Genomic DNA, 24,002 nt, shown 5'->3' on the forward strand with positions numbered 1-24,002 from the left:
CACGCCCACCATGTTGAGCACCTCCTCGGCATCGGATGATCGGGAGGTCTCTTCGACCACCCCAACTACCGATACTGTCTGTCGTCCGGAGCGATAGAACAGGATTGCGTCTCCAGGTTTCAGCTGCCTCGTAGGCGCGTTGCACAAGTACGATTTGCGAAGTGCGTTGCCCCACGGGTACGTGGTGCCGTCCAGTCCGGGGAACATGAGCTGTTCGGACTTGGGTACGCACTCTGGGAATAACTGGTCGTGCCAACGCTCCACTATCGGAATCACGAACACGCTGGCTTGATCCGACACGGCGGGTGGGCCATACGCGACATGGAAGTCCAACGGTGACAGAGCCCTATCTCTTGGCTGGTACCGCTTGGCGAGAACGACCTCGCCGCGAGCCGACCTGCCAATGTCGTTGTATCCGAACATTCCCATGAGGTCGATAAGCGGTTGGTGGTGTCCCCACACCTCGACGTAGGCGCTGCCTATGCCGTGGTTGTGATGCGACCGCAGTATGGCTTTGAGTAGAAGCTCCCCGTAGCGGTGCCCCGTGAAGGAGGGTGCCACTTTAAAGGTTGAAATCTTGGTGATTGGCTCGGGTAAGTCGTATGAGCAGTGGGAGGCTGGTTCGTTGATCGCCAAAATGGCGATGGCTGCGTAGGCCTCAGGATCTTCTGTGATGATAAAGCACTCGCGGTTCGGTGAGTCGCTTTGCACCTTTGCGATCCACGCGTCGAATCCCTCGTAGTCGCCTCTGATGCTTGTGAAGATATCCTGATCGAGATCGAGAGCGTATGACTCGACTGACGTCACCCTCGGTAGAGGCTCGACCGTCAGCGGCTCGAATGTTTCTAACAGTGCGACCGCGTCGGCGAGGGTAAGAGCGCGATCGCCTAGTTCGACCCTGCGTGCCCATCTATGAAGACCTGCGTCCTCAGTAACGAGGAAGTTCACGGCGTTAGCGTGCAACGCTGCCAGGATCCGCAGATCTCGGTGGTTGTTGGAGTTGGGAATAGGGTGACCGAGGATGTCGTTTAGGTGGGAGCTGATCGGAGTTTCAGCGAGCATCTCGATCTTGCTGAGTTCGGCGATCCGCTGCATTGCGCGTGTCCGATCCGCGCCTTCGGTAAGCTCATCCCTGGTCGCAGGGTGGGCGAACACGTGGTTCCGCTGCTTCATCGCGAGCCGCATAAAGGCAGCCGCCGGTCCGAGTCCGGGCTCCATCTGCCCGTCGAATGGTTCAAGAGCGATGAATGCGTTGGTGTCGAGGAGGAATCGAGTGGGCATGGTCGCCGTGTCGCCATCTCCCGCCATGGCTCCCATTATCGCCAGTCACACTGGTCACACAGGACTCAGACACGCTATGTTTGCGTGATTGATTTCCCCGACTCAGCAGGTAGCTAGATGCTCTGGATCCGAAGCTGCATTCGTCTCCAACAGCAGTGTGCGGTGAACCTGGTGGATTCGGACTGGAACGGCTACTACCTCGGTCGACCGACAGGTGGAACGGACACCGGGATCGAGTACATAACACCCCACAGGGTGTCCCATGGGATTGCGATCCTCGGGTCAAAGCGCCTGCGGGATGATGAATCTTCTGGTATGTCAGCGCACGCGCGAGGAGGCTGCCTGTGATCGTGGTGGAGGACGTCGTGGTGTGGAGCGCCTCGGATCTCACCGTGGCGGTGGACTGCGAATACGGGTTCGTCCGGCGGATCGACTACGTGCTGGGGCGGGCCCGGCCGGTCGAGAAGGCACCCGACGGCCTCGGCCAGCGGATCGCCGCGCTCGGCGATCAGCACGAGCAGCGCATCCTCGAGCGGTATCGCGACGCCGGGACGGTGGTGATGCCGGGGAAGGCGATGCTGCCGGTGACCGCCGCAAGTGCTTCGGCGGCCGCGGACGCGGCGATGCGCGCGTTTTCTTCCGACGCCGACGTGGTTTACCAGCCGGCCTTCTTCGACGGTGAGTTCTTCGGCTACGCCGACTTCGTCGAGCGGACCGACGCCGGATGGTTGGTCTGCGACGCGAAGCTCGCCCGCAGTGCGAAGCCTCAGGCCCTGCTGCAGCTCGGCGCCTACGCGGACCAGCTGCTCGGGCGCGGCGTGCCGGTGGCGCCGACGGTATCGCTACTGCTCGGCAGCGGCGAACGGGTCGACGTCCGGGTCGCCGACGTGCTGCCGGTCTTCCGGGAACGCCGCGAACGGCTGCGGAACCTGCTGAGCAACCACCGAGCCGGCGATGGTCCGATCGGGTGGGGCGACGACGAGGTGACCGCCTGCGGTCGGTGCGCGGAGTGCGAGGACGCGGCCGAAGCGCACCACGACGTGATCCTGGTGGCCGGGCTGCGCATCTCCCAGCGGCAACGGTTCGTCGAGGCGGGCATCCGCACGATCGGCGAACTGGCCGAAGCCACCACGGCACCGGACGGTATCCCCGCGACCACCTTCGAGGGCCTGCGCGCTCAGGCGCGGATGCAATGGGCGCAGCTGCGGGCCTGCGACGATGCACCCGTCGCGTACGAGCTGACCGACGACGCGGCCTCCACCCTCGCGCTGCTGCCGGCCCCGTCACCGGGCGACCTGTTCTTCGACTTCGAGGGCGATCCGCTCTACGACGAGGGTGACCCCGACCGCGTGGGACTCGAATACCTTTGGGGCGTCATGGATGCCGACGGCACCTACACCCCGCGGTGGGCACACAGCCGGGCCGACGAACGTGCCGCGCTCATCGAGTTCCTCACCGAGGTGACCGCGCGCCGGGAGAAGTACCCGGACATGCACATCTACCACTACGCCCCCTACGAGACGTCCGCGCTCAAACGGTTGGCGATGAGCAATCAGGTGATGGAGAAGCCGCTCGACGACCTGCTGCGGTCGGAGGTCTTCGTCGACCTGTACGCGACGGTGCGCGGTGCGATCCGGGTATCGGCGCGCTCCTACAGCATCAAGAAGCTCGAACCGCTGTACATGGGTGACGAATTGCGTTCCGACGGCGACGACGCCGTGGCAGACGGCGGGGCATCGGTGGTCAGCTACCACGAGTACCGCGACCTCGTCCGGGACGATCCGGCCGAGGCGCAGAAGCGACTCGAGGCGCTGGCCGAGTACAACGCCTACGACTGCCTGTCCACGCTGCGCTTGCGCGATTGGCTGCTCGACCGCGCGGCGGACGCGGGAGTGCGCGAACGGATTGTGCCGCAGGAGAAGAACGAGACGGGCGAGGAGCTCTCCACCGGGGACCCGGTCTTCCTCGAACTGATGGCGCGCGCCGAGCCGGTCGGCCGTGCCGGGCGAACAGCGGAGCAGCAGGCGTACGCCTTGCTGGCGACGTCGTTGGACTACCACCGGCGCGAAAGCAAGCAGTTCTGGTGGGGACACTACGACCGACTGTCTCATCCGGTGGGGGAGTGGCAGCGCGCTCGCGACATCTTCGTCGTGGAATCGGCACGGGTGGAGAAGGATTGGGAGCTGCCCGTCGGGAAGCGTAACTGGTTTCGCACCGTCCGACTGACCGGTGATTGGACGCCCGGCAGTCGACCCGGGGCGGCGCTGGTCGTGTACGCGAGCCCCGCGCCGACCGCCTGCAAGGGGCCGGATCGGGCGCCCTTTGCCGCCGGGTCGGCCGTCGAGGTCCGAGCCGAGGTGGGGCCTCGGGATATCGAACTGATCGAGAGCCGCAAACCGGCGGAGGTCTTCGACGATCTGCCGGTGGCGTTGATGCCCACCCCGCCGCCGGGGACCGACAACCTGCAGAAGGCGATTCGGTCGGTCGCCGAGTCCGTCCAACAGTCTTCGCAGCTGCCCGACCTCGCGGTGATCGACCTGCTGGCCGGTCGAGCGCCGCGCCTCGACGACGGCGGACCACTGCCGACCGACGGCGATCCGATCGCCAACGTGGTGGCGGCATTGGTGGGAATGACCAATTCGTATGTCGCGGTGCAGGGCCCACCGGGAACGGGTAAGACCTACTCGGGCTCCCGCGTCATCAAGGAACTGGTGGAGCGCCGGCGATGGCGCATCGGTGTGGTCGCCCAGTCACACGCCGTGGTTGAGAACGCGTTGACCGCCGTCGTCAAGGCAGGTCTGAGCCCAGCCCTCGTCGGCAAGGACAAGGCAACCATCAAGACGGTGGCACCGGAGTGGACGGCAGCGCCGAAGATCGATCGGTTCCTCGACGCGAGCACCGAGACGGGGTGCGTTGTCGGTGGCACCGCGTGGGACTTCACCAACGACAAGAAGATTCGCCCCGGCAGCCTCGACCTGCTGGTCATCGACGAGGCCGGACAGTTCTCCCTCGCGAACACGATCGCCGTGTCGATCGCGGCCGACCGGCTGCTACTGCTCGGCGATCCGCAGCAGTTGCCGCAGGTCAGCCAGGGGACACACGCCGAACCCGTCGACCAGTCGGCGCTCGGATGGCTGCTCGGCAGCCACCCCACGATCCCCGCCGATCGCGGCTACTTCCTCGCACAGACCCACCGCATGCACCCGGACCTGTGCGCTCGGGTCTCGACCCTGTCCTACGAGGATCGGTTGCACTCCGCACCCACCGCATCCGATCGACATCTCGACGGCGTCGAGCCGGGCCTGCACGTGGTGAGCGTCGACCACACGGGCAACCGCACCGAGTCGCCGGAGGAGGCCGACGCGATCGTCGCCGGGGTCCGGTCTGTCCTCGGCGCCACCTGGACGGAATCCGCCGATGCGGCACCTCGCGCGCTGGCCGCGCGCGACATCCTGGTCGTCGCCCCATACAACGCGCAGGTGCAGGTGGTGCGAGCCGCGCTGGACGGCGCCGGGCTGCCCGAGGTGCGGGTCGGCACCGTCGACCTTTTCCAGGGGCAGGAGGCGCCGATCGTCTTCGTCAGCATGACCGCGTCCTCACACGGTGACGTGCCGCGCGGAATGGGCTTCCTGCTGAACCGGAATCGCCTCAACGTCGCCGTTTCGCGCGCCCAATGGGCGTGCTTCCTGGTGCGCTCGACGACGTTGACCGCATTCATGCCCGCATCGACCGCGGGAATGCTCGAACTCGGCGCCTTCATCGGACTCTGCACGCCCTGAGCGGGCCGGTTACACCGGCGTCTTCAACGTATCGGCCACCAGTTCGTAGGCGTGCTGCTGCTTGTCGAGTCGCGCCTGCCGGGCGTCCGGGTCGGCGGTCCACAGGGCCTGGCGACTCGGGTGAATGCTGGCCGCAACGGTGAGATTTCGGTCCGCCGGCAGCGAGGGGCGCAGTCGCAGAACGCGCTTCCACGCCGCCTCGGCCTCCTTGCCCTGCAGGAGCACCACCCGCAGATCGGGCAGCATGTCGATCAGGGCGCACAACACCGCCGCACCCTCGTCGAGCTGCGCCGATCCGGGTGCGGCGTTGATGTACCAGGGGTAGGCGTTCCACGGCAGCACGTCGCGCGGATCGATCCCGTACTCGGCGAACAGGTTTGTCTGGTTCTCCGCCGTCTGGTCGTCGTTCTCGGTGCACAGGAAACCCGAGCCGACGCCGCTGCGGGTGGCGGGGCCGGGGTCGCGCAGGATGCTGAGCACCTTCGCGTCGACCCCGGCGTGCATCGGTGCCACCTCCGGCACCCACCCGCGCCCGTCCCGATCACGCAGGGAGTGCACCAGGGCGTTGATCGGCGCGATATGCGGTTCGTTCCGCCGATCGCGCTGATCCTGTAGGAATCGGGCATCTGCCATTTTTCGTGCCATTGCGACATCGTGGCACGACGGTACGACAGGAATGGCCGGTTCGGTTCTAGCGCGGGGTGGAGCCGACCACCAGCGGCAGGTCCGCGTCGGCGGTCCAGGCCGTCAGCGAACCGTCGTAGACGCCGACATCCGACCGGCCGACCAGCGACAGGGCATGCGCGACACCGGTCGCGGCGATGCCACCGCCGCAGTAGGTCACCGGGGTGACGGCGGGATCGAGCAGGCCGGCGTCGTCGAAGATCTTCCGCAGTTCCTCGACCGGAAGCAGCTTGCCGGTCTCGGTGTCGCGGATCTGAAACACCGGCAGGCTGATCGCGCCGGGGATGTGGCCGGGCCGCGCGTAGGAGGTCGCCTCGCCGTTGTACTGCTCGGTGGCCAGCACGTCGACCAGCACGGTGTCGGCGTCGGTGGTGGCCTCCAGGACCTGCTCGGTCGAGCGGAGCAATTCGGGCCGCCGCGTGGCGGTGAACGTACGCGGCGTCGGAACGGGGATCTCCGCGGTCAGCGGGGCCTCGGCGGCGCGCCAGGCGCGCAGGCCGCCGTCGAGGATCGCGACATTGTCGAAGCCCTCCAGGCGCAGCTGCCACCAGAAGCGGGTCGCCCAGTAACCGTCGTGCTGGTCGTAGACGACGACCCGCACGCCGTCGCCGATACCGATCGCTCCCGCGGAGGCGGCGAACTTCTCGGACGACGGAACCGTCCACGGCTGCGGGGCATCGGTATCGGCGAAGTCGGTCAACAGGTTCGCGAAGATCGCGCCCGGGATGTGCTCGGGGGTGTAGGTCTCGCGGCCGGCCTCGAGGGAGTACGGGGTCGCGGAACCCGGCGGGTTCGGCTGGAGGTGGGTGGTCGAATCGACGATCACCAGGTCCGCGTCGTCGAGGTGGTCACGTAGCCATTCGACGCTCACGACGCCGGGGTTCTGCTCACTCATATCCCGCACGCTAGCGAGCGCTCGGCCGGTCACCAACCGACCGAATCGTGACGCGCACAACGGTTGACGGCGGGCGCCCGATCCGGAGAATGATCAGTTGACGAATCCGCCGATCAGTTCGGCCAGTTCTTCCGGCCGATCCTCCGCCACCCAGGTGCGGGAGCCTTCGATGCGCTCGAGGCGAGCATTCGGGAAGTCTCGCGCGAGCCGGTGGGCATGGCGCATCGGAAAGTATCGATCATCGGTCGCCCACGCGACCAGCACCGGCATGGTCACCGTCGGGAACGCCTTGGCCGCCTCCAGGGTGTCGCGGCGGTCGACCGATTCGAGGAAGGCGACGAAGTCGCGCACCACCGCCGGGTTCTCCCGGATACCGGCAACGTAGTGGTCGATCAGCTCATCGTCCGGCCGGACATGCGACAACCCGCCGAAGCCGAAGCGCGAGCGGGTGAAGCCTCGGCGGAAGGCGCCCACCGCCAGGGCGCGGGCGAAGAGCCGCAGCGTGACCGGGAATCGGGCCGCCCGGCACAGGTAGGCGAATTGGCGGGGTGGAAAGTTCTCGTAGGCATCGCAGTTGGTCAGCACCAGCCGACCCACCCGCTCCGGTCGGCGGGTGACGAGCAGCTGGCAGAGCATGCCGCCGCCGTCGTTGCCCACCAGCGTCACGTCGATGAGATCGAGCCGTTCGAGCACCTCGGCGACCAGATCGGCGATCCCGGTCGAGCGCAGATCCGCGCCGGGGCCCATCGCGATCCGGTGGGCACCGAAGGGCCAGTCGACGGTGATGCAGCGATACCGATCGGCGAGCAGCGGCACCACCTTTCGCCAGGCGGCGGCGTTGACCGACATGCCGTGCACGAAGACGATCGGCCGGCCGCGCCCGCGTTCGTGGACGCGCACGTCGCCCGCGGAGGTGCCGAGCACCGTCGACGGTCCCAGGGCATCGGTGACGCTCCCGCCGGTCACCGGTGGCGGAGTCGATAGGTCACTCATCGAAGCGTTCCTTCCTCGAACGGGTCGCGGTCGCCCCTAGAATCCGTGCATGACGACGGCGGCGCTTCCACAAACGTGCTCCGCCGCGTCGAATCGGCTGTGGGTATGGCCCGCAGGCGCCGCCTATCTCGGCGCCACACCGGGATTGGCCGCACACGCAGCCTCGGTGCACTGCCTGGTCATCGGGGTCGACGCCGCGGTGACGGTCCAGGCCGACGGGTCCGAACCGGTGACGGCGCGCAGCGTGTTGATACCGCCGCGAACGGTGATGCGCCTGATCCTCCCGCCGGACGCGCGGGCGCTGTTCTGCTACGCCGACGTCACCCGCGCCCGGGCCGCCGACCTGTCCGCGCGGATGGCCGGCGCCCGGCCACCCCTGTTCACCGATCACCGCGACGAGAGCGACCTGATCGAGCTCTGCGACCGGGGCCTTCCCGACGGCTACGACATCATGAAGATCGTTGCCGCCGAACCCTCCCCGGCGATCGACCCGCGGATCAGTCGGACCACCGAGCGGTTTGCCCACGATCCCGCCGGCCGCTGCGCCGCCGACGTCTGCGCCGACCGCGAAGGGATGTCGCGGTCCCACTTCCTGCGCACCTTCGCGGCCGAGACCGGCACCAGCTTCCGGCAGTACCGGCTGTGGATGCGCATGCTGCACGTCGCGCGGTCGGTGGCGGACGGCGCCGACCTGACCCGGGCATCCGCCGACGCCGGGTTCGCATCACCCTCGCATTTCAGCGACACCTTCCTGCGCATGTTCGGGATGACGGCCACCGCGCTGCTCGGGCTGGCCGGCGCACCGATCGTGCTCGGCGGCCGCCGGGCGGCGGCGTCGTGATTGTGGGAGCCGGCAGCGGGGCAACACGACCGATGGGTTGAAATGATCGGGTGCTCGAAGGTTCCGCCCGCCGCCCCGACGGCGCCCGTCTGCGCTTCCAACTGGAGGGCGATCGCGGCAATCCTGTTCTGCTGCTCCTCCAGGGGCAGACCAACAGCCACGTGTGGTGGCGACGGCTGCGCGGCGACTTCACCGACCGCTTCCTGACGGTTACCTTCGACTACCGCGGCAGCGGTTCGACCGAGGTACCGGAGCCCGGCAGCGCCGAGGACATCGAGTGGACCGTCGAACTGTTCGCCGACGACGCCGCGGCGGTCCTGCGGGCCCTCGGCCGGCAGCGGGTGGCCGTTTACGGCACGTCGATGGGTGGGCGCATCGCCCAGCATCTGGCGATCCGACATCCCGAGCTGGTCGATCGGCTGGTCCTGGCCTGCACCACCGCCGGCGGCGAGCTGGCGACACCGCGGTCGGTCGAGGTCCAACGCATCCTGGTCGACCACGACAAGGTCCGGCGGCGACAGGCGGTCTTCGACCTGTTCTACCGGCCCGAATGGACCGCCGCCCACGGCGGCTATGCCGGCGCGCCCACCGATCTGCTCGGCGATCCGACGATGCCGAAGTGGGCGGCCAAGCGGCACTTCCTGGTCAGTGCGGAGCATTCCAGCGGCAACAACCTGTCCGCCGTCACCGCCCCCACCCTCGTCCTGCACGGCACCGACGACCGCTTCACCCCGGTGGTCGACGCCGAGGTGTTGACCGAGCGGCTGCCGAACGCCCGCCTCGAGGTGATCGCCGAGGGTCGGCACGGCTTCTTCGACGAATTCCGGGACACCGTGGTGCCCTTGGTCCGCCAACACGTGACCAGCTGAAGCACCCCGTCGACCGATCAGCCGACCACATCCCGACGCCGGTAGGCGGCCAGACCGCCGGCCACACCGATTACCGCGACCGCCGAGAGGACCACCAGCGGAGTCACCGCGAAGGGCACCGACGGCACCCGCGCGACGTGCTCGAAGGGCGACAGATCCAAGACGAACGACGGCAGCTTCAACAACGATCCGAAGCTGCCCAGCAGCGTTGCCAGCCCGACGAGCACCCAGGCGAAGCCGACCCAACCGGCGCGCAGTCCGTAGCCGACCGCGGCGACCGCGATCACCACCGCGACCGCCGGCAGATAGCTCAGGTGTCCGCCGAGCGACTGGGCGATCCGCGACGGGTCCCCGAGGGTGGCGGCCGCGGCGACACCGAGGCCGAGACCGGCGGCCAGCAGCACCACCGCCGAGCCGAGGATCGCCCCGGCCACACCGGATCCCATCCACCCCCAGCGGGATGTCGCCGTTGCCAGGACCACCTCGCTGCGGCCGGTCGACTCCTCGAGGGTCAGCCGGTGCATCGCCGTGACGCCGTAGCAGGTGGCGAGGATCGCGTCGAAGAAGAACATCGTCCCCAGGAACCCGCCCAGCAACTGACCGGGGTCGCCGCCCATCACCTCGATCGCGTACGTCGGCAGATCCGCCGCCGACGCCTCGACCGCGCTCGCCAGCGAGCCGAACAGCAGGGCGGCCAGCCCGACCGCGCCGGTCCAGATCACCAACGACGAACGCTCCAGGCGCATCATCAACCCGAACGACCCGGTGAGCAGCGCAGAGGCGTGCGCGGCGCCGAGGCGCGCGCGAACCAGACCGGCGCCGACGTCCCGTCGATCCTGCACCGCCAGCGCCACCGCGACGCCGACGACCAGCACCACGAGGCACCACCCGAGCGGCCACCAGCGCGGGTCCACGTAAGGCCGGGTCTGCTGCGCCCACGCGAACGGCGAGAACCAGGAGACCAGGTTGCCGTACGGGGTCAACGTATCGCCGACACCACGCAGCACCAGGGCCGCTCCGATCGCACCGACCGACAGTCCGGTCGCGCTGCGCGCATGCTCGGTGATCTGGGCGGCCACCGCGGCGATGCCGGCAAAAGCGAGCCCCACCCCGGCGACCCCACAGCCGAACAGGACACTGCCCGCCGGATCGAAGGTCGTCGCCAGCGCGGCGGCCACCAGGGCCCCCAGCACCAGGCTCGCGAGCGCCGCGACGATCAGCGCGGCGGCGGTCTGACTGTGCCGCCCGGTCGGGTTGGACCGCACCATCTCCGCCCGGCCGGATTCCTCCTCGCCGCGGGTATGCCGCACGACGGTCAGCGCGCTCATCACCGCCGCCCCGATCAGGACATAGAGCCCGTAGATCGCCGCGAATACCGTGGCGTGCGTGGGGTTGTCGAGGCCGTAGCCCGGCCCGCTGAGCAGGGTGCCCGCCGGACCCCGCACAAAGGTGATCACCCCCTCGAGATTGGCGGTCGTCGGATAGGCGATCTCCAACTCCGCCGCCGAGTACCCGGCCAGCACAACGATCCCCAGGATCCAGGCCGGCAATCGGATGCGGTCGCGCCGCAGGGCGAGGCGAACCAGTGCGCCGGTGCCGGTGAAGGTCGTCATCGCGATCCCGCCGATACGGTCGTCGGGGCGCCGTCCTGCGTGTCGTAGAACCGCATGAACAGATCCTCGAGGGAGGGCGGATTGGACACGATGCTCAGAATGCCCAGCTGCGCCAACGCCGCCATCACCGTCTCGGTGTGCTCGCCGTCCAATGCGAATTCCGCTGTCCCGTCCGTGATGCGGAAATCGTGCACACCCGGCAACCGAGCGATACCGGACGCATCACGCTGGGTGTCGACGGTGATCGTGCTGCGGCGCAGATGCTTGAGGTCGGCGAGCCGGCCGGACTGCACCGTCGCGCCGTCCCGGACGATCGTCACCGTGTCGCAGAGCTTCTCGACCTCGGCGAGGATATGGCTCGACAGCAGAAAGGTCGCTCCGCGGGCCTTCAACTCCTCGACACACTGCTGAAAGACCGCCTCCATCAACGGGTCCAGACCCGACGTCGGCTCGTCGAGGATGTACAGGTCGACATCCGCCGACAGCGCGGCCACCAGGGCGACCTTCTGTCGATTGCCCTTCGAGTAGGTGCGGCCCTTCTTGCGCGGGTCGAGCTGGAACCGTTCGATCAACTCGTCGCGACGGGCGGTGTCGACCGTGCCGCGCAAACGGGAGAGCACGTCGATCGCCTCACCACCGGTGAGGTTGGGCCACAGGTTGACGTCGCCGGGGACGTACGCCAATCGGCGATGCAGGGAGACCGCGTCGCGCCACGGATCGCCGCCCAGGACCGATACCGATCCCGAGTCGGCCCGCAGCAGACCGAGCAGCACCCGGATGGTCGTCGACTTGCCGGCGCCATTGGGCCCGAGGAAGGCGGCGACCTCGCCGGGTTGAACCACCAGGTCCAGGCCGTCGAGGGCGCGGACGGAGCCGAAGGATTTGATGAGGTGGGAGACGTCGATGATCGGTGCCATGGGTCCTCCGTCAGTCGTTCATCGGTCGTTGGGAGCTTTCGGGCCCCGAGGGTGGCGAGGGCGCGCCGGTCGCGGCGCGATAGGCGGCCAGGGCCGCGGGGTCGGTGAGCAATCCGTCGGTGTACATCTCGAGTGCCGGACCGACCGTGTCGGCGACGTAGGTGTTCCACACCGTTGCCGGGTCGGCTCCGGCGCTGAGGCCGAAGGCGAGCATCAGCCCGCCCATTCCGGTCAGGGTCAGATATCGGGCCCGCGCCGCCTCGTCCGCGGTCGGCACGACGATGCCGGCGGCCACCCCCTCGGCGAGCCGGACCCGCGCCGACTCGACCAGGGTGTCGAAGAACGTTCGGGCCGCTGCGGTTCCGCTGCCGAGGCTGCGGACCATGTAGTGCACCTCGACGACGAGTTCGGGAGACATCAGCAGCTGATCCATCATCGTCGACGCGACATCGTTCGATGCCACCCGCTGCTCCTGCATCGTCGCCACCAGGTCGAGCACGTGGGCATCGCAGGCCGCCTGCAGATCTTCCTTCGATCCGTAGTGATGCCGAATGAGCCCCAACGACACACCGGCCTCGTCGGCGATGCGCCGCAGTCCGACCTGGAAACCCTCCCGCGCGAAGCAGCGGATCGCCGCGTGCCGGATGCGGGCCGCCGCGGTGAGATCATCCGGTGCTATACGCATGAACAGTAGACTATACCGCCGTATAGCGGTCGGCAATGGCAGGCTCCCGGCGGATCGGGCGAAGGTGGGGGATCCGCTCCACAACCGGCTGCCGGGGGATTAGCGTCTGGCTCGATGGCGACGCGGCCTTCGGTGATGGGCGCCCGTCGGCATGTCGGGACGTCGGCACGAGTGGTCGACAGCGAACTTCGGCGGCGGGGAGTTGTGGTGCGGACCTTTCGGGGGATCGACGAGTTGGCCGGCTCGGCCGGTATCGAGTTGGGTACCAGTGCGTGGTTGACGATCGATCAGGATCGGGTCGATCGATTCGCGGAGGCGACCGACGACCACCAGTGGATCCACGTCGACCGGGAGCGGGCGGCCGCCGGCCCCTACGGAGGAACGATCGCGCACGGATTCCTCACCCTGTCGCTGGTACCCGCCCTGATGCGGCAGTTGTACGCCGTGAGCGGGGTGGCGATGGGTATCAACTGCGGCCTCGGGCGGGTGCGCTTCCTCACGCCCGTTCCGGTGGGTGGTCGCATCCGGGCGTTCGCGCGGGTTGCCTCGGCCGATCGGCTCGAGGGTGCGGTCCAGGTCGTCTTCGACACCACGGTCGAGCTCGAGGGTGCCGCCAGGCCGGCGGCGGTCGTCGAATCGCTTGTCCGCTTCGTCGGATGAGGGCGCGATCGGTCGGCGGTCGTGATCGACTGATGACATCGGGGGCGTGCGCGGTGACGATGGATCTCGTGGGACGAATGTGGGATCGTCGAAACCACCAGGCCGTGGAACATATATCAAAGGTTGTGTCATGACTGCGCAGATCGATCGATTGGACACCCTGGACATCGAGCGGGTGGTGGCGGACCGACGCGCGGTCTTCGCGACCGGGCGCACCCGCGGGCTCGACTGGCGGCTGCGTCAACTCGACGGCCTGATCCGACTGCTGGACGAGTCCGAGGACCAGATCGCCGCGGCGCTGGCCGCCGATCTCGGTCGCGGCGCGGCGGAGGCCTGGATCGCCGACATCGCGTCGACTCGCGGCGAGGCGGAGTACACCCGCAAGCGACTGCGGCGGTGGATGCGCTCCCGCCGCGTGGCCACCCCGATCGCCCAGTGGCCGGCGCGGGCCCGGGTGCGACCGGAGCCGCTGGGCACCGTGCTGATCATCGGCGCCTGGAACTACCCGATCTACCTGACGTTGGGCCCGCTCGTCGGCGCGGTCGCCGCGGGCAACTGCGTGGTGATCAAGCCCTCGGAGATCAGTCCGGCCACGTCGGCCCTGCTCGCCCGCCTGCTGCCGCACTATCTCGACCCGGAGGCCGTCGTGGTCGTCGAGGGCGCGGCCGATGTGACGCAGCGATTGATGGCGCAGGGGTTCGACCACGTGCTGTTCACCGGTGGCACCGAGATCGGCAAGAAGATCATGGCCGCCGCGGCGCCGACCCTGACGCCGGTCACCCTCGAATTGGGCGGCAAGAGTCCCGTCGTGATCGCCGCCGACGCCGATATCGCGGTTGCCGCGCGGCGCGTCGCCTGGATGAAGACGCTCAACTCCGGTCAGACCTGCGTGGCCCCGGACTACGTGCTGGTGGAGCGGGCGGTCGCGGCCGAATTCATCGCCCGGGTGTCGGAGGCGATGCGCGAGTACGCGATCAACCGCCCCGACAGCTTCCTGCCGATCGTCAACGAGCGGCAGTTCGATCGTCTGGTCGCCGCGCTCGAAGCCACCACGGGCGATATCGCGGCCGGCGGGCGCTCCGAGCGGCGCGATCTGACCATCCAGGCGACCGTCGTGGTCGAACCGGACGTGTCCGAGCCGTTGATGACCGAGGAGATTTTCGGCCCGCTGCTGCCGATCCGCACCGTCGAGTCCGTCGACGAAGCGATCGACTTCGTGGCCGCCCGACCCAAGCCGCTGGCCTTCTACGGATTCACCCGATCCTCGGTGACCCGCGATCGGATGATCGACGAGGTTCCGGCCGGTGGGGTGGTGATCAATCACGTCGCGATGCACCTGTTGGTGCCGGGCCTGCCGTTCGGCGGGATCGGCGCGAGCGGTATGGGCGCCTACCACGGCCGGACCGGCTTCGACACCTTCAGCCACGCCAAGCCGGTGCTGGTCCGCACCTTCCAGCCCGACCTACCGTTGGTCTACCCGCCGTATACCGACCGGGCGCTGAAGATCATGCGTCGCGTGCTCTAGGCGACCCGTCCGGAGGCGCGAGCAGTCGCACGGCGAGGTCCTCGGCCCGCTGCCGCTGCAGGGGTCCGAGCGCCGCGAAGTGCTCGAGACCCGGGGCGGCGTTGATCTCGATGATCGCGTAATCGCCTGCCGAGCTCGACAGGTCGCCACAGGCGAGATCGAGACCGAACCAGCGCAGGCCGGTCGCGGTGCCCGCGGCCCCGGCGATCGACCGCCACCGCTCGGCGACGGCGTTGCCGTGGTCGGTGGCCCCTCCACCGGTCGAGAGGTTCGACGAGTCGAGGACGGTGACCGAACGGCCATCCTCGACCACCGTGTCGGGTGCGTACCCGGACCGCGCCAGGGTGGCGGTCGTGCGGTGGACATGTCGACGCCCGAGCGGGTGATGCGGCAGCCGGTCGGTGCCGCCGCCGACCATGCGGTCGATCAGCACCGCGACGGTGGCGCGGCCGTCTCCCACGATCACCGCGGGGAAGCGGCGGTAGGCGGCGACCACCTCCCCGTCCAGCACCACCAGTCGATGATCCGGGAGCGGGATGTCCCGCTCGACGATCGCGATGCGCGCATCGGTGCGCGCGATTCGTTCGATCGCCGAGCGGACATCGCCGGCATCCGCACATTTGCGGACGTCGACCCCCATCGAACCCTGGCACGGCTTGACCCACACCGGATAGCCCAGCGCGTCTCCCACCGCCGCGGCTTCCCGACGGGCCTCGCCCAGCGGGTCGGTATCGGTCGCCGTTCCCATCCGGGTACGCCAATAGGGCAGCAGCACCCGGTCGCCGTCCGGAACGGTCAGATCGGCCGCCCGCAACAGGAACTTGGCGTATTCCTTGTCCGCCGCCACCGCTGCGGACGACGAGGGGTTGACGCCGTAGTCGTTGCCCCGGGCGATGCGGACGCCGCCGTTGCGGTAGTCGATACGCACGACGTAGCCGTGCCGCGGTTCGATGTGCAATCCGACGACGTCCGGCAGTCGGCCGGCGCGGTGGAGTTCGACCAGCAGGCGGGTGCCGTGCGGCGCTCCCGCCGGAACGTTCGGCGTTATCCGGTCGACGGCGGGTGGTTGCGACACCCCGCGATGGTACGTCGACCGGCAGCTAGCGAGCGCTGTTGAAGGCCACCGCGTAGTAGGTCTGCACATCGACGGTGTCGAAGGAGACCCGGGCGAAGGAGTTGAACAGCTTCTCGGTCGTCTCGGCGAGTCCATTGCCCGCGTTGTTGATCCGGGCGATGTCGAAGGCGAGGATCGCGCGCTCCCGGACCAACTGATCGGCGGTGCGCCGCACCATCTTGTGATACACCCGGGCGTTCTGGGAACTGGGGCGTACCACGGCGAAGCCCAGGTAGTAGATCGCCGAGCGGGAGGCATGCTCCGGATACTGGTGGCGGTAGTACTCGGGGCTGATCCACGGCACCGTCTCGAGGTGGTTGGTGACGGTCATCATTCCCTCGATCTCGCCGGAACGGTTGCGGGCGAGAATCTTCGAGACCAACGGGTTGGTGACCTCCTCGAGAAACTCCTCGTGGGTCAACACATGTCGGGCAGCCGCCCGAATGCGCAGCGGTCCGAAAGCGGCCTCGTAGAGGGCGTAGAGCTCCTCGACCTCGGCGGTGGTGAGCGTCTCCTCGACGGAGACCCGAATGTCCTCGTCGCGGGAGGCGTCGATGTACGGATCCGCCGGCGCGATATCGAGCGCCTCGGGAAGCCGAGTGGTCGGGATATGTTCGGTAAGATCGTCTACCTTGTTGGCGCTCAAGACATCACCCGATCGGTAAGGGCCATGGCGGCGGCCGGCACAGCCGCGTCGGAGCGCCACGAGGCCGACTGGTAGGAGGCGAGAACGAGCGCGCACACCGGCTCGTCGGTGCAGGTGGCCGTCACGATGCGGCTCTCGATGGGACCGAAGTCGATGTTGCGGCCCGCGATCATGTGTTCGAGGGTTGCGGTGAGAGTCCACTCCACCGCTTCCGGAGAGCTTCCCTCGTCCTCGACGAAAAGCCCTGCATCGGAGCCATCTTGGCGGAACGCCCAGGCGATGCCGGCGCTGGCCGTCGTACCCGGCACCTTCGCCTCCGCCATGGCCCAGACGCAGTAGAGCCGGTCGCCCCAGGCGTGTTCGGTATAGACGCGATCGCGCTGCGCCACGATCGAACCCGGCGGGATCACCGAGGACAGGCGTACGAGGTTGACGTCGCCGACGCCGATGCGACGCAGCGCATGATCGAACGCCGCCAGCGGGGTGGGCCCCGTGGCGGTCGTCGCGGCCAGTTCGATCACGAACGGCCGGGTCCGGCTCGGGCCGGACTCGTGGGGTGGATATATGTCAATTTCCAACGGGGTTACCGACCCTTCAACGCCGCGGAGAGGCCCGCGGTAGCTTCCTGATGTCGACTCGACTCCGGCTCGGGCGGTGCCCGCGGACATCGTCGACCTCGACGGCACGGGCGAACGGGCCGGTCTGTCGACAGCCGGGCGGTAGCGAATCGAACGATAGCTAGAGTAGCGCAGTTCGCAGCCGGTCGACCACGCCGGGCCCGGAAAAGGGGTGCCCCTACTGTAGTGGGCTACAACACAGCGACGGCGCCGATGCGTGATGCATCGGCGCCGTCGTGTGATGTCCGGGTCCGTGATGGTCCCCGGTCGAGACTCCCGCGGGGTGACCTCCGGGGCGTTACTTCAGCTCGGTGGAGGACTTGCCGAGCACCCGCCGCGCGATGATCAATTGCTGAATCTGCTGGGTGCCCTCGAAGATGTCCAGGATCTTCGAGTCGCGAGCCCACTTCTCGAGCAGCAGGTGCTCGGAGTAGCCGAGCGTGCCGGCCAGCTCGACGGCCTTGAGCGTCACATCGCTGCCGGTGCGACCGGCCTTCGCCTTGGACATCGAGGCCTGCAGCGAGTTGGGCTTCTTGTTGTCGGCCATCCAGGCGGCTTCCATCGCCAGCAGGTAGGCCGACTCGTAGTCCGCCTCGAGGCGCAGAAACTCCGCCGCCGCCGCGGTCTGGTTGTTCGGCGGGATGTCGTACGAGACCTCGATACCGGCGTCGGAGAGCACCGTTCGCAGCTCCTCGAGCGCCGCCCGCGCGACACCGATCGCCATGCCGGCGACCATGGGGCGGGTGTTGTCGAAGGTCTGCATGACACCGCCGAAGCCCTTCTCGGTGTCGACCTCCTCGCTGCCGAGGATATTCGACCGCGGGATGCGGCAGTTGTCGAGAACGAGTACCGCGGTGTCGGAGGCCCGGATCCCGAGCTTGTGTTCCAGGCGTGCCACCGACAGGCCCGGGGCGTCGCGCGGCACAACGAACGACTTGATCGCCGCGCGCCCCTTCGACCTGTCGACCGAGGCCCACACGACGATGTGGGTCGCGCGCTGGCCGGCGGTGACGAAGATCTTCTCGCCGTTGAGCACCCACTCGTCGCCGTCCAGCGTGGCGGTGGTGGTGACGGCGGCCGAGTCCGACCCGAAGGACGGCTCGGTGATCGCCATCGCGGCCCATACCTTGCCGAAGCGCTCGAGCTGCTCGTCGGTGGCCACGGCGGCGATCGCGGCGTTGCCCAGGCCCTGGTAGGGGATGCTCAGCATCAGGCCGACATCGCCCCAGGAGGTCTCGAGCGCGTTGAGCATCGACGACATATTGCCGCCGTTGACGGTATGCGCCTTGGCGTCGGGCTTGTCCTCGGCCGGCTTGTCGGAACGGCCACCGGAGGCGCCGCCGATCGTCTCGCCGGCGTCGGCCATGCCCTCGATCATGGCGGCCATCGTGTCGAGTTCGACCGGGTACTCGTGTTCGGCCAGGTCGTACTTGCGGGAGATCGGCCGGAAGATCTGAGCGCCGACCTGGTGCGCCTGGTTGGTGCGGGTGCGCAGCTTCTTGGGAAGTTCGAGATTGATCATCGGATGTCCTTGCTGTTCAGCGGGGCGTGTCGGCGAGGGGTGCCGGTCAGACCAGCACAACGCCCTCGGCGACGCCGACGGCACGAAGATTGCGGTACCAACGCTCGACCGGGTGCTCCTTGACGAAGCCGTGGCCGCCCAGCAACTGCACGCCGTCGAGGCCGATGCGCATGCCCTTGTCGGTCGCCAGCTTGCGGGCCAGCGCCGACTCGCGCGCGAAGGACGCGCCCTGATCGGCGCGGGCGGCGCCACGCCAGGTGACCAGGCGCAGGCCCTCGAGTTCGGTGGCGATATCGGCGACCATGAACGCGACCGCCTGGCGGTTGCTGATCGGCTCGCCGAACGCCTGCCGCTCGTTGACGTAGGGGATGACGTAGTCGAGAACGGCCTGACCGGTGCCGACGGCCAGCGCCGCCCATCCGATCCGGGCGAGACGGATCGCCTCGGCGTACTCCTGCGCGCGCACGGTCGGGTCGTCGCTGCCGAGCAGCGCGGAGGCCGGCACCGAGACGCCGTCGAGGTGGATGCGGCCGAGCGCCGCACCCCGCAGGCCCATGCTCGGGTCGTTCTCGACGCTCAGGCCCGACGCGGAGGACTCGACGATGAACAGCGACGGGCGTCCGTCGAATTCGGCGGCGACGATGAACAGCTCGCTCGACCCGGCGACCGGCACCAGAGACTTCACGCCGTTGAGGACGTAGCCGCCGGGAGCGCGGGTTGCGGTGGTCTGCAGGGCGAAGGGGTCGAACAGTGCGCGGGGTTCCGCGACGACCACCGACGACGCCGGGACGTTCTCCCCGGCGTAGGACGGCAGGTAGGTCTTCTGCTGCTCGTCGGTACCCCAGTTGGTCAGCGCGATCGCGACACCACTCGGCGCGATGATCGGCAGGGCCAGTCCGAGATCGCCGTGGGAGAGCGCCTCGTAGACCAGCGCATTGGTGACCGCGGAACGGCCGGCGGCGGCGCCGTCGAGATTCTCGGGCACGTTGATCAGCGTGATGCCCAGCTCGGCGGCGCGGGCCAGCAGATCGGCGGGCGGCGCGGCGGCGGTGTCGGCATCGGCCGCGGCGGGCCGGACGACCTCGGCGGCGAATTCGCGGACCGTCTCGAGGATCAGCCGCTGGTCGTCGTCCGGCGTCAGATCGAAGTAGTCGCGCGCGGCGGGGGAGGCGTCGCCCAGCCGCTCGGGCTTCCCGTCGCCGGCGACCTTCTCGAAGGTGCGGCCGGCGGCACCGATGGCACGGAAGCCGGTCTTGGTGCCGCCGTAGACGGTCTTGTCGATGACGCTGCGCAGGTTGTACTTCTCCGCCAGCTCGGATCCGGTGATCTTGGTCAGCACGCGCATGGCGGTGCCGATCGCGTCGCGCTTGACGGGATTGAGGCCCACCGCGGAAGTATCGCGCGGTGTGCGTCGGCCAACGGTGCTTTGGTCAGTCATTTTCACCAGCTGCTGTCGACGAAGTGGTACGGACAACCCCGACCTTACTTCTCGGTAAGATCGTTGTCTACCAGAAAGTAAGTTCGGAGTCGGCCGCGTCGACGGACCGGATATTCGGTTGTGGGTGAGAGGGCGCTCAGTCGTCGGCGGGCAGGCCGATGCGGTCGAGGACCGCCTCGTGCAGCAGCCCATTGGTCGCCACCGCGCTCCCGCCGGCGGGACCCGGCGCGCCGGTCAGCGACCCGAAGCTGCCGCCGGCCTCCCGCACGAGGATGTCGAGCGGGGCGAGGTCCCACAGCGAGACCTCCGGTTCGGCGGCGATGTCGATCGCTCCCTCCGCGACCAGGCAGTAGGGCCAGAAATCACCGTAGGCGCGCACCCGCCACACCTCATCGGTCAGATCGATGAACCGGTCGCGGATCCCGCGTTCGCGCCACCCGTCGAGGCTCGAGAACGCCAGCGAGGCCGACGGCAGGGCTCCGACGGCCGAGACCCGGATCGGCCGCTCCACCCCCCGATCGCGCACCCGGGCGCCGTGGCCGGCCAGGGCCCACCACCGTCGATCGAGCGCCGGGGCGCTGACGACGCCGAGCGCCGGGACCCCGTCCTCGAGCAGGGCGATCAGCGTCGCCCAGACCGGTACCCGCCGGACGAAGTTCTTGGTCCCGTCGATCGGATCGATCACCCACTGCCGGCCGACGGTGACCGGGTCGCCGCCGAACTCCTCGCCGAGGATCGCGTCGTCGGGGCGACGGGCGGTCAGGATCTCGCGCACCGCGGTTTCGACCGCGAGGTCCGCATCGGTGACGGGGGTCAGGTCGGGCTTGTCGTCGACGACCAGATCGCCGGCGCCGAAGCGCCCGAGGGTGATGCGGTCGGCGAGATCGGCGATCTCGAGGGCCAGGACGAGGTCGTCGGATGATGCTGTCGACACGGCGTACGCACTCCTTCGGGCGGCGTTTCCCCCGGTTGGGACGGTCGCGGTGAACAGTAGTCGCCGACGCCGGTAGCCTGAATGACCGTGCAACCCGATGTCGCCGCCGACCTTGCCGCTCTCGGCTCCATTCTCGAAACCGTCGAGGCGGTGCTCGATGTCGACGAACTGATCAAGCGGATCGCCGAGCTCGAGCACCAGGCCGGGGACCCGACGCTCTGGGACAACCCGGAAAACGCGCAGGCCGTCACCAGCGAGCTCTCGCACAACCAGAGCGAGCTGCGCCGGATCACCGATCTGCGCGGCCGCCTCGACGACCTCGAGGTCCTCTACGAGCTCGTCGACGAGGAGGAGGGCGCCGCCCGCGAGAGCGCACTGGCCGATGCCGACTCCGAGCGGCAGTCGCTGCGCAACGACATCGAGGCGATGGAGGTCCGGACGCTGCTGTCCGGCGAGTACGACAAGCGTGAAGCGGTGGTCAACATCCGCGCCGGCGCCGGTGGCGTCGACGCCGCGGACTGGGCCGAGATGCTGATGCGCATGTACATCCGCTGGGCCGACAAGCACAAGTACGGCGTCGAGGTCTACGACACCTCGTACGCCGAGGAGGCCGGCATCAAGAGCGCGACCTTCGTGGTCAAGGCGCCCTACAGCTACGGCACCCTCTCGGTCGAGATGGGTACCCACCGGCTGGTGCGGATCAGCCCCTTCGACAACCAGGGGCGTCGACAGACTTCCTTCGCCGAGGTCGAGGTGCTGCCGGTCGTCGAGACCACCGACCACATCGATGTCGACGAGAACGACGTGCGCGTCGATGTCTACCGCTCCTCCGGCCCCGGTGGACAGTCGGTCAACACCACCGACTCGGCGGTCCGGCTGACGCACATTCCCACGGGTATCGTGGTCACCTGTCAGAACGAAAAGTCCCAGTTGCAGAACAAGGTCTCGGCGATGCGAGTCCTCCAAGCCAAGCTGCTCGAACGCAAGCGGCAGGAGGAGCGCGCCGAACTCGACGCCCTCAAGGGTGACGGCGGCAATTCCTGGGGCAATCAGATGCGCTCGTACGTGCTGCAGCCGTACCAGATGGTCAAGGACCTGCGCACCGAATACGAGGTCAATACGCCGGCCGCGGTGCTCGACGGAGACATCGACGGCTTCATCGACGCGGGTATCCGCTGGCGGCGGAGGACCGAAGACGAGCAGTAGACGCTCGGGTTGGGGAGGGATTTCTCATCGGGAACGAACCACTGCGGGCGGAGGTACCGGGTCTGGCCGGCCGCGTCCTCGATTGGCTGACATCCGATGGCCTGGTCATCGCGCTGATCATTCTCGGCGCGGTCCTGATCGCACGGGCGATCCGGGCGGGTAGCGGGCGCTATCAGATCAGTCTGGACAACAGTCGCGCCGAGCTCGACTCGGTCGTGCGCACCGAGCGCAACAAGCACATGCGCGCGCTGGCGCAGGTGGTCGAGTGGACCCTGATCGTCGTGGTCTACATCATCGCCACCCTGCTGGTGGTCGGCAGAAGCGGTCTGCCGACGACGGGCCTGGTGGTCCCCGGCACGGTGGTCGGCGCCGCCCTGGGCTTCGGTGCCCAGAGCATCGTGCGCGACCTGCTCGCCGGCTTTTTCATCATCACCGAACGGCAGTACGGCTTCGGCGACGTCGTCCAGTTGTCGATGGGGTCCAACGCCGCGTCGGGCACGGTGGAGGACGTCACCCTGCGGGTGACCAAGCTGCGATCGACCAATGGCGAGGTGATCACCGTGCCCAACGGCGGGATCACCGAGGTGATCAACTCCTCGAAGGACTGGGCGCGCGCGGTCATCGACGTGCCGGTCCCGGTCAGCGCCGACGTCTCCGAGGTCAACAGCCTGCTGCGCCGTATCGGCGCCGAGGCCTACGCCGACCCCGAGGTCCGGCCGTTGCTGCTCGACCAACCGACCGTCATGGGCGTCGAGGCGATCGGCGTCACCCAGATGCGGGTGCGGATCGTCGCCCGTACCCAGCCGGGCAAGCAGTTCGAGGTCGGTCGCGACCTGCGAGCGCGCATCGTCGAGGAGTTCAACCGTGCCGGGCTGGTGCTGCGGCCGGAGGACGTCGTCGACACCAGCGGAGAGGAGGCGGTCCCGTGACCGAGCACGACGACGACGCCCGCACCCGGATGATGCCCCGGCAGAGTCGGCCCGACTCCGACCGCACCGCTCGCATCGAGCCGCGCGCCTGGAGCGAGACCGACGAGAAGCTGCCCGCCGAGACGGCCGACGAGGCCCGCGCCGGCGAACCGAGGATCGAGATCATCCCGGCGGAACCGACCACGGGCAGTCGACCAGAGGTCCCCGACGCAGGTCGAACCGAGACCGGCACGGAGCGGTCCGGTGGCGGGCAGGCGACCGAGACCGCCGCCCAAGCCGACTCCGGGACCCACCGAGCCGGCGATCGCGCCGATACGTCGGGAACTGCGACCTCGCCGGATCCGGAGCACGATCCCTGGTACATCAAGCTGCGCGACCGCATCCCCGAGCGCATCCTCGGCGGACGGATGCGCACCTCGACGCTGGTTCTGACGGTGATCTGGGTGGGTCTGCTGGTCCTCTACGGCTGGCTGAATCCGAACGGCTCCGGCACCGACTCGACCTCCTCGCAGACCGGCGACACCAACGTGGTGGTTCCGGACGGTTACCAGCTGACGCCGGTACCGATCGCACCTCCGACCACCACCGTCCCCGAGCCGACGACGACGACGAGCGCGCCGCCGACGACCACGTCGGGCAGCCCGGAGACGACCGGTCCGGCCGCGGGGGAGACCAGCGCGACGAGCACGGCGCCGACGACCACCGCGGGCGGCTTCAGCATCCCCGGCCTGTCGATACCCGGTCTGACCCAGAACGGCACCGACAGCGGGCAGACCACACCGGCGCCGTGAGCCCGGTCGGGCCCGTCCGTCACTGTGGCCACTTCCGACGCAGACGTGATCGGCCGGCGACGC

The 24,002-nt window shown here is 68.5% G+C and carries 21 protein-coding genes; 8 read left to right on the top strand and 13 right to left on the bottom strand.

Features of this window, described 5'->3' with window-relative positions; translation table 11 throughout:
• Positions 1-1,308 (bottom strand): GNAT family N-acetyltransferase (locus MB1_RS23770; RefSeq protein ID WP_245650342.1); only part of this gene is annotated, 1,308 nt, incomplete at its 3' end.
• A gap of 317 nt (positions 1,309-1,625) precedes the next feature.
• Between MB1_RS23770 and MB1_RS23775 the strand changes: the two genes are divergently transcribed.
• Positions 1,626-5,060 (top strand): TM0106 family RecB-like putative nuclease, encoded by a 3,435-nt coding sequence (locus MB1_RS23775; protein ID WP_066913408.1) that lies wholly within the window; start codon positions 1,626-1,628, stop codon positions 5,058-5,060.
• A gap of 9 nt (positions 5,061-5,069) precedes the next feature.
• Here the strand turns inward: MB1_RS23775 and MB1_RS23780 are convergent, their stop codons facing one another.
• The 3 genes from MB1_RS23780 to MB1_RS23790 all read right to left on the bottom strand — a co-directional run bounded on the left by MB1_RS23780 (position 5,070) and on the right by MB1_RS23790 (position 7,632).
• Complete coding sequence (locus tag MB1_RS23780) at positions 5,070-5,705, bottom strand: uracil-DNA glycosylase (protein WP_066913410.1); 636 nt, start codon at positions 5,703-5,705, stop codon at positions 5,070-5,072.
• 46 nt (positions 5,706-5,751) lie between these two features.
• Positions 5,752-6,639, bottom strand: coding sequence for a sulfurtransferase (locus MB1_RS23785; protein ID WP_066913458.1), 888 nt, complete (start codon positions 6,637-6,639; stop codon positions 5,752-5,754).
• 93 nt (positions 6,640-6,732) lie between these two features.
• Entirely contained in the window at positions 6,733-7,632 is a 900-nt protein-coding gene (locus MB1_RS23790) for an alpha/beta fold hydrolase (protein WP_084352588.1), read from the bottom strand.
• Between the two features lie 49 nt (positions 7,633-7,681).
• Between MB1_RS23790 and MB1_RS23795 the strand changes: the two genes are divergently transcribed.
• Together MB1_RS23795 and MB1_RS23800 are read left to right on the top strand one after the other, a co-directional pair.
• On the top strand, positions 7,682-8,473 hold the full coding sequence (locus MB1_RS23795) for a helix-turn-helix transcriptional regulator (RefSeq protein WP_157084355.1): 792 nt from the start codon (positions 7,682-7,684) through the stop codon (positions 8,471-8,473).
• A 50-nt stretch (positions 8,474-8,523) separates the two neighbouring features.
• Complete coding sequence (locus tag MB1_RS23800) at positions 8,524-9,342, top strand: alpha/beta fold hydrolase (RefSeq protein WP_066913413.1); 819 nt, start codon at positions 8,524-8,526, stop codon at positions 9,340-9,342.
• A 17-nt stretch (positions 9,343-9,359) separates the two neighbouring features.
• Here the strand turns inward: MB1_RS23800 and MB1_RS23805 are convergent, their stop codons facing one another.
• From MB1_RS23805 to MB1_RS23815, 3 genes are read right to left on the bottom strand one after another with little or no spacing between them, the layout of a single operon-like run.
• Positions 9,360-10,955: an ABC transporter permease gene (locus tag MB1_RS23805; RefSeq protein WP_066913415.1), complete on the bottom strand. Its 1,596-nt coding sequence runs from the start codon at positions 10,953-10,955 to the stop codon at positions 9,360-9,362.
• The gene (locus MB1_RS23810; protein ID WP_066913417.1) at positions 10,952-11,872 is read right to left on the bottom strand and encodes an ABC transporter ATP-binding protein; all 921 of its coding nucleotides are present in this window, start codon (positions 11,870-11,872) and stop codon (positions 10,952-10,954) included. The genes MB1_RS23805 and MB1_RS23810 overlap by 4 nt, the downstream gene beginning before the upstream one ends.
• Before the next feature lie 10 nt (positions 11,873-11,882).
• Complete coding sequence (locus tag MB1_RS23815) at positions 11,883-12,557, bottom strand: TetR/AcrR family transcriptional regulator (protein ID WP_066913419.1); 675 nt, start codon at positions 12,555-12,557, stop codon at positions 11,883-11,885.
• 207 nt (positions 12,558-12,764) lie between these two features.
• Here MB1_RS23815 and MB1_RS23820 point away from each other — a divergent pair, with 207 nt between their 5' ends.
• Complete coding sequence (locus MB1_RS23820; protein ID WP_066913462.1) at positions 12,765-13,217, top strand: MaoC family dehydratase; 453 nt, start codon at positions 12,765-12,767, stop codon at positions 13,215-13,217.
• A 130-nt stretch (positions 13,218-13,347) separates the two neighbouring features.
• The gene (locus MB1_RS23825) at positions 13,348-14,742 is read left to right on the top strand and encodes an aldehyde dehydrogenase family protein (RefSeq protein WP_066913420.1); all 1,395 of its coding nucleotides are present in this window, start codon (positions 13,348-13,350) and stop codon (positions 14,740-14,742) included.
• On the opposite strand, the gene MB1_RS23830 is transcribed toward MB1_RS23825, so the two are convergent.
• From MB1_RS23830 to hisN, 6 genes are all read right to left on the bottom strand, one after another.
• On the bottom strand, positions 14,723-15,817 hold the full coding sequence (locus MB1_RS23830) for a hypothetical protein (RefSeq protein WP_066913422.1): 1,095 nt from the start codon (positions 15,815-15,817) through the stop codon (positions 14,723-14,725). The genes MB1_RS23825 and MB1_RS23830 overlap by 20 nt on opposite strands.
• A 25-nt stretch (positions 15,818-15,842) precedes the next feature.
• Positions 15,843-16,502, bottom strand: coding sequence for a hypothetical protein (locus MB1_RS23835; RefSeq protein WP_066913424.1), 660 nt, complete (start codon positions 16,500-16,502; stop codon positions 15,843-15,845).
• A complete protein-coding gene (locus tag MB1_RS23840) occupies positions 16,499-17,023 on the bottom strand; it encodes a pyruvoyl-dependent arginine decarboxylase (RefSeq protein WP_245650343.1) in 525 nt (174 codons plus the stop codon). The genes MB1_RS23835 and MB1_RS23840 overlap by 4 nt, the downstream gene beginning before the upstream one ends.
• 394 nt (positions 17,024-17,417) lie before the next feature.
• Positions 17,418-18,641: an acyl-CoA dehydrogenase family protein gene (locus MB1_RS23845; RefSeq protein WP_066913426.1), complete on the bottom strand. Its 1,224-nt coding sequence runs from the start codon at positions 18,639-18,641 to the stop codon at positions 17,418-17,420.
• A gap of 46 nt (positions 18,642-18,687) precedes the next feature.
• Positions 18,688-20,079 (bottom strand): acyl-CoA dehydrogenase family protein, encoded by a 1,392-nt coding sequence (locus MB1_RS23850; RefSeq protein WP_157084357.1) that lies wholly within the window; start codon positions 20,077-20,079, stop codon positions 18,688-18,690.
• Positions 20,080-20,215: 136 nt separating this feature from the next.
• Positions 20,216-21,013, bottom strand: a complete 798-nt coding sequence (gene hisN, locus MB1_RS23855) for a histidinol-phosphatase (protein WP_066913430.1) — start codon at positions 21,011-21,013, stop codon at positions 20,216-20,218.
• Between the two features lie 87 nt (positions 21,014-21,100).
• On the opposite strand from hisN, the gene prfB reads away from it, so the two are divergent.
• From prfB to MB1_RS23870, 3 genes are read left to right on the top strand one after another with little or no spacing between them, the layout of a single operon-like run.
• Positions 21,101-22,219 (top strand): peptide chain release factor 2, encoded by a 1,119-nt coding sequence (gene prfB / locus MB1_RS23860; RefSeq protein ID WP_066913464.1) that lies wholly within the window; start codon positions 21,101-21,103, stop codon positions 22,217-22,219.
• Between the two features lie 41 nt (positions 22,220-22,260).
• Entirely contained in the window at positions 22,261-23,148 is an 888-nt protein-coding gene (locus MB1_RS23865; RefSeq protein ID WP_500778537.1) for a mechanosensitive ion channel family protein, read from the top strand.
• The gene (locus tag MB1_RS23870) at positions 23,145-23,939 is read left to right on the top strand and encodes an Rv3103c transmembrane domain-containing protein (RefSeq protein WP_066913436.1); all 795 of its coding nucleotides are present in this window, start codon (positions 23,145-23,147) and stop codon (positions 23,937-23,939) included. The genes MB1_RS23865 and MB1_RS23870 overlap by 4 nt, the downstream gene beginning before the upstream one ends.
• The last annotated feature ends 63 nt before the right edge of the window (positions 23,940-24,002 follow it).

The organism is Millisia brevis NBRC 105863 (assembly GCF_001552615.1).
Lineage (GTDB): Bacteria > Actinomycetota > Actinomycetes > Mycobacteriales > Mycobacteriaceae > Millisia > Millisia brevis.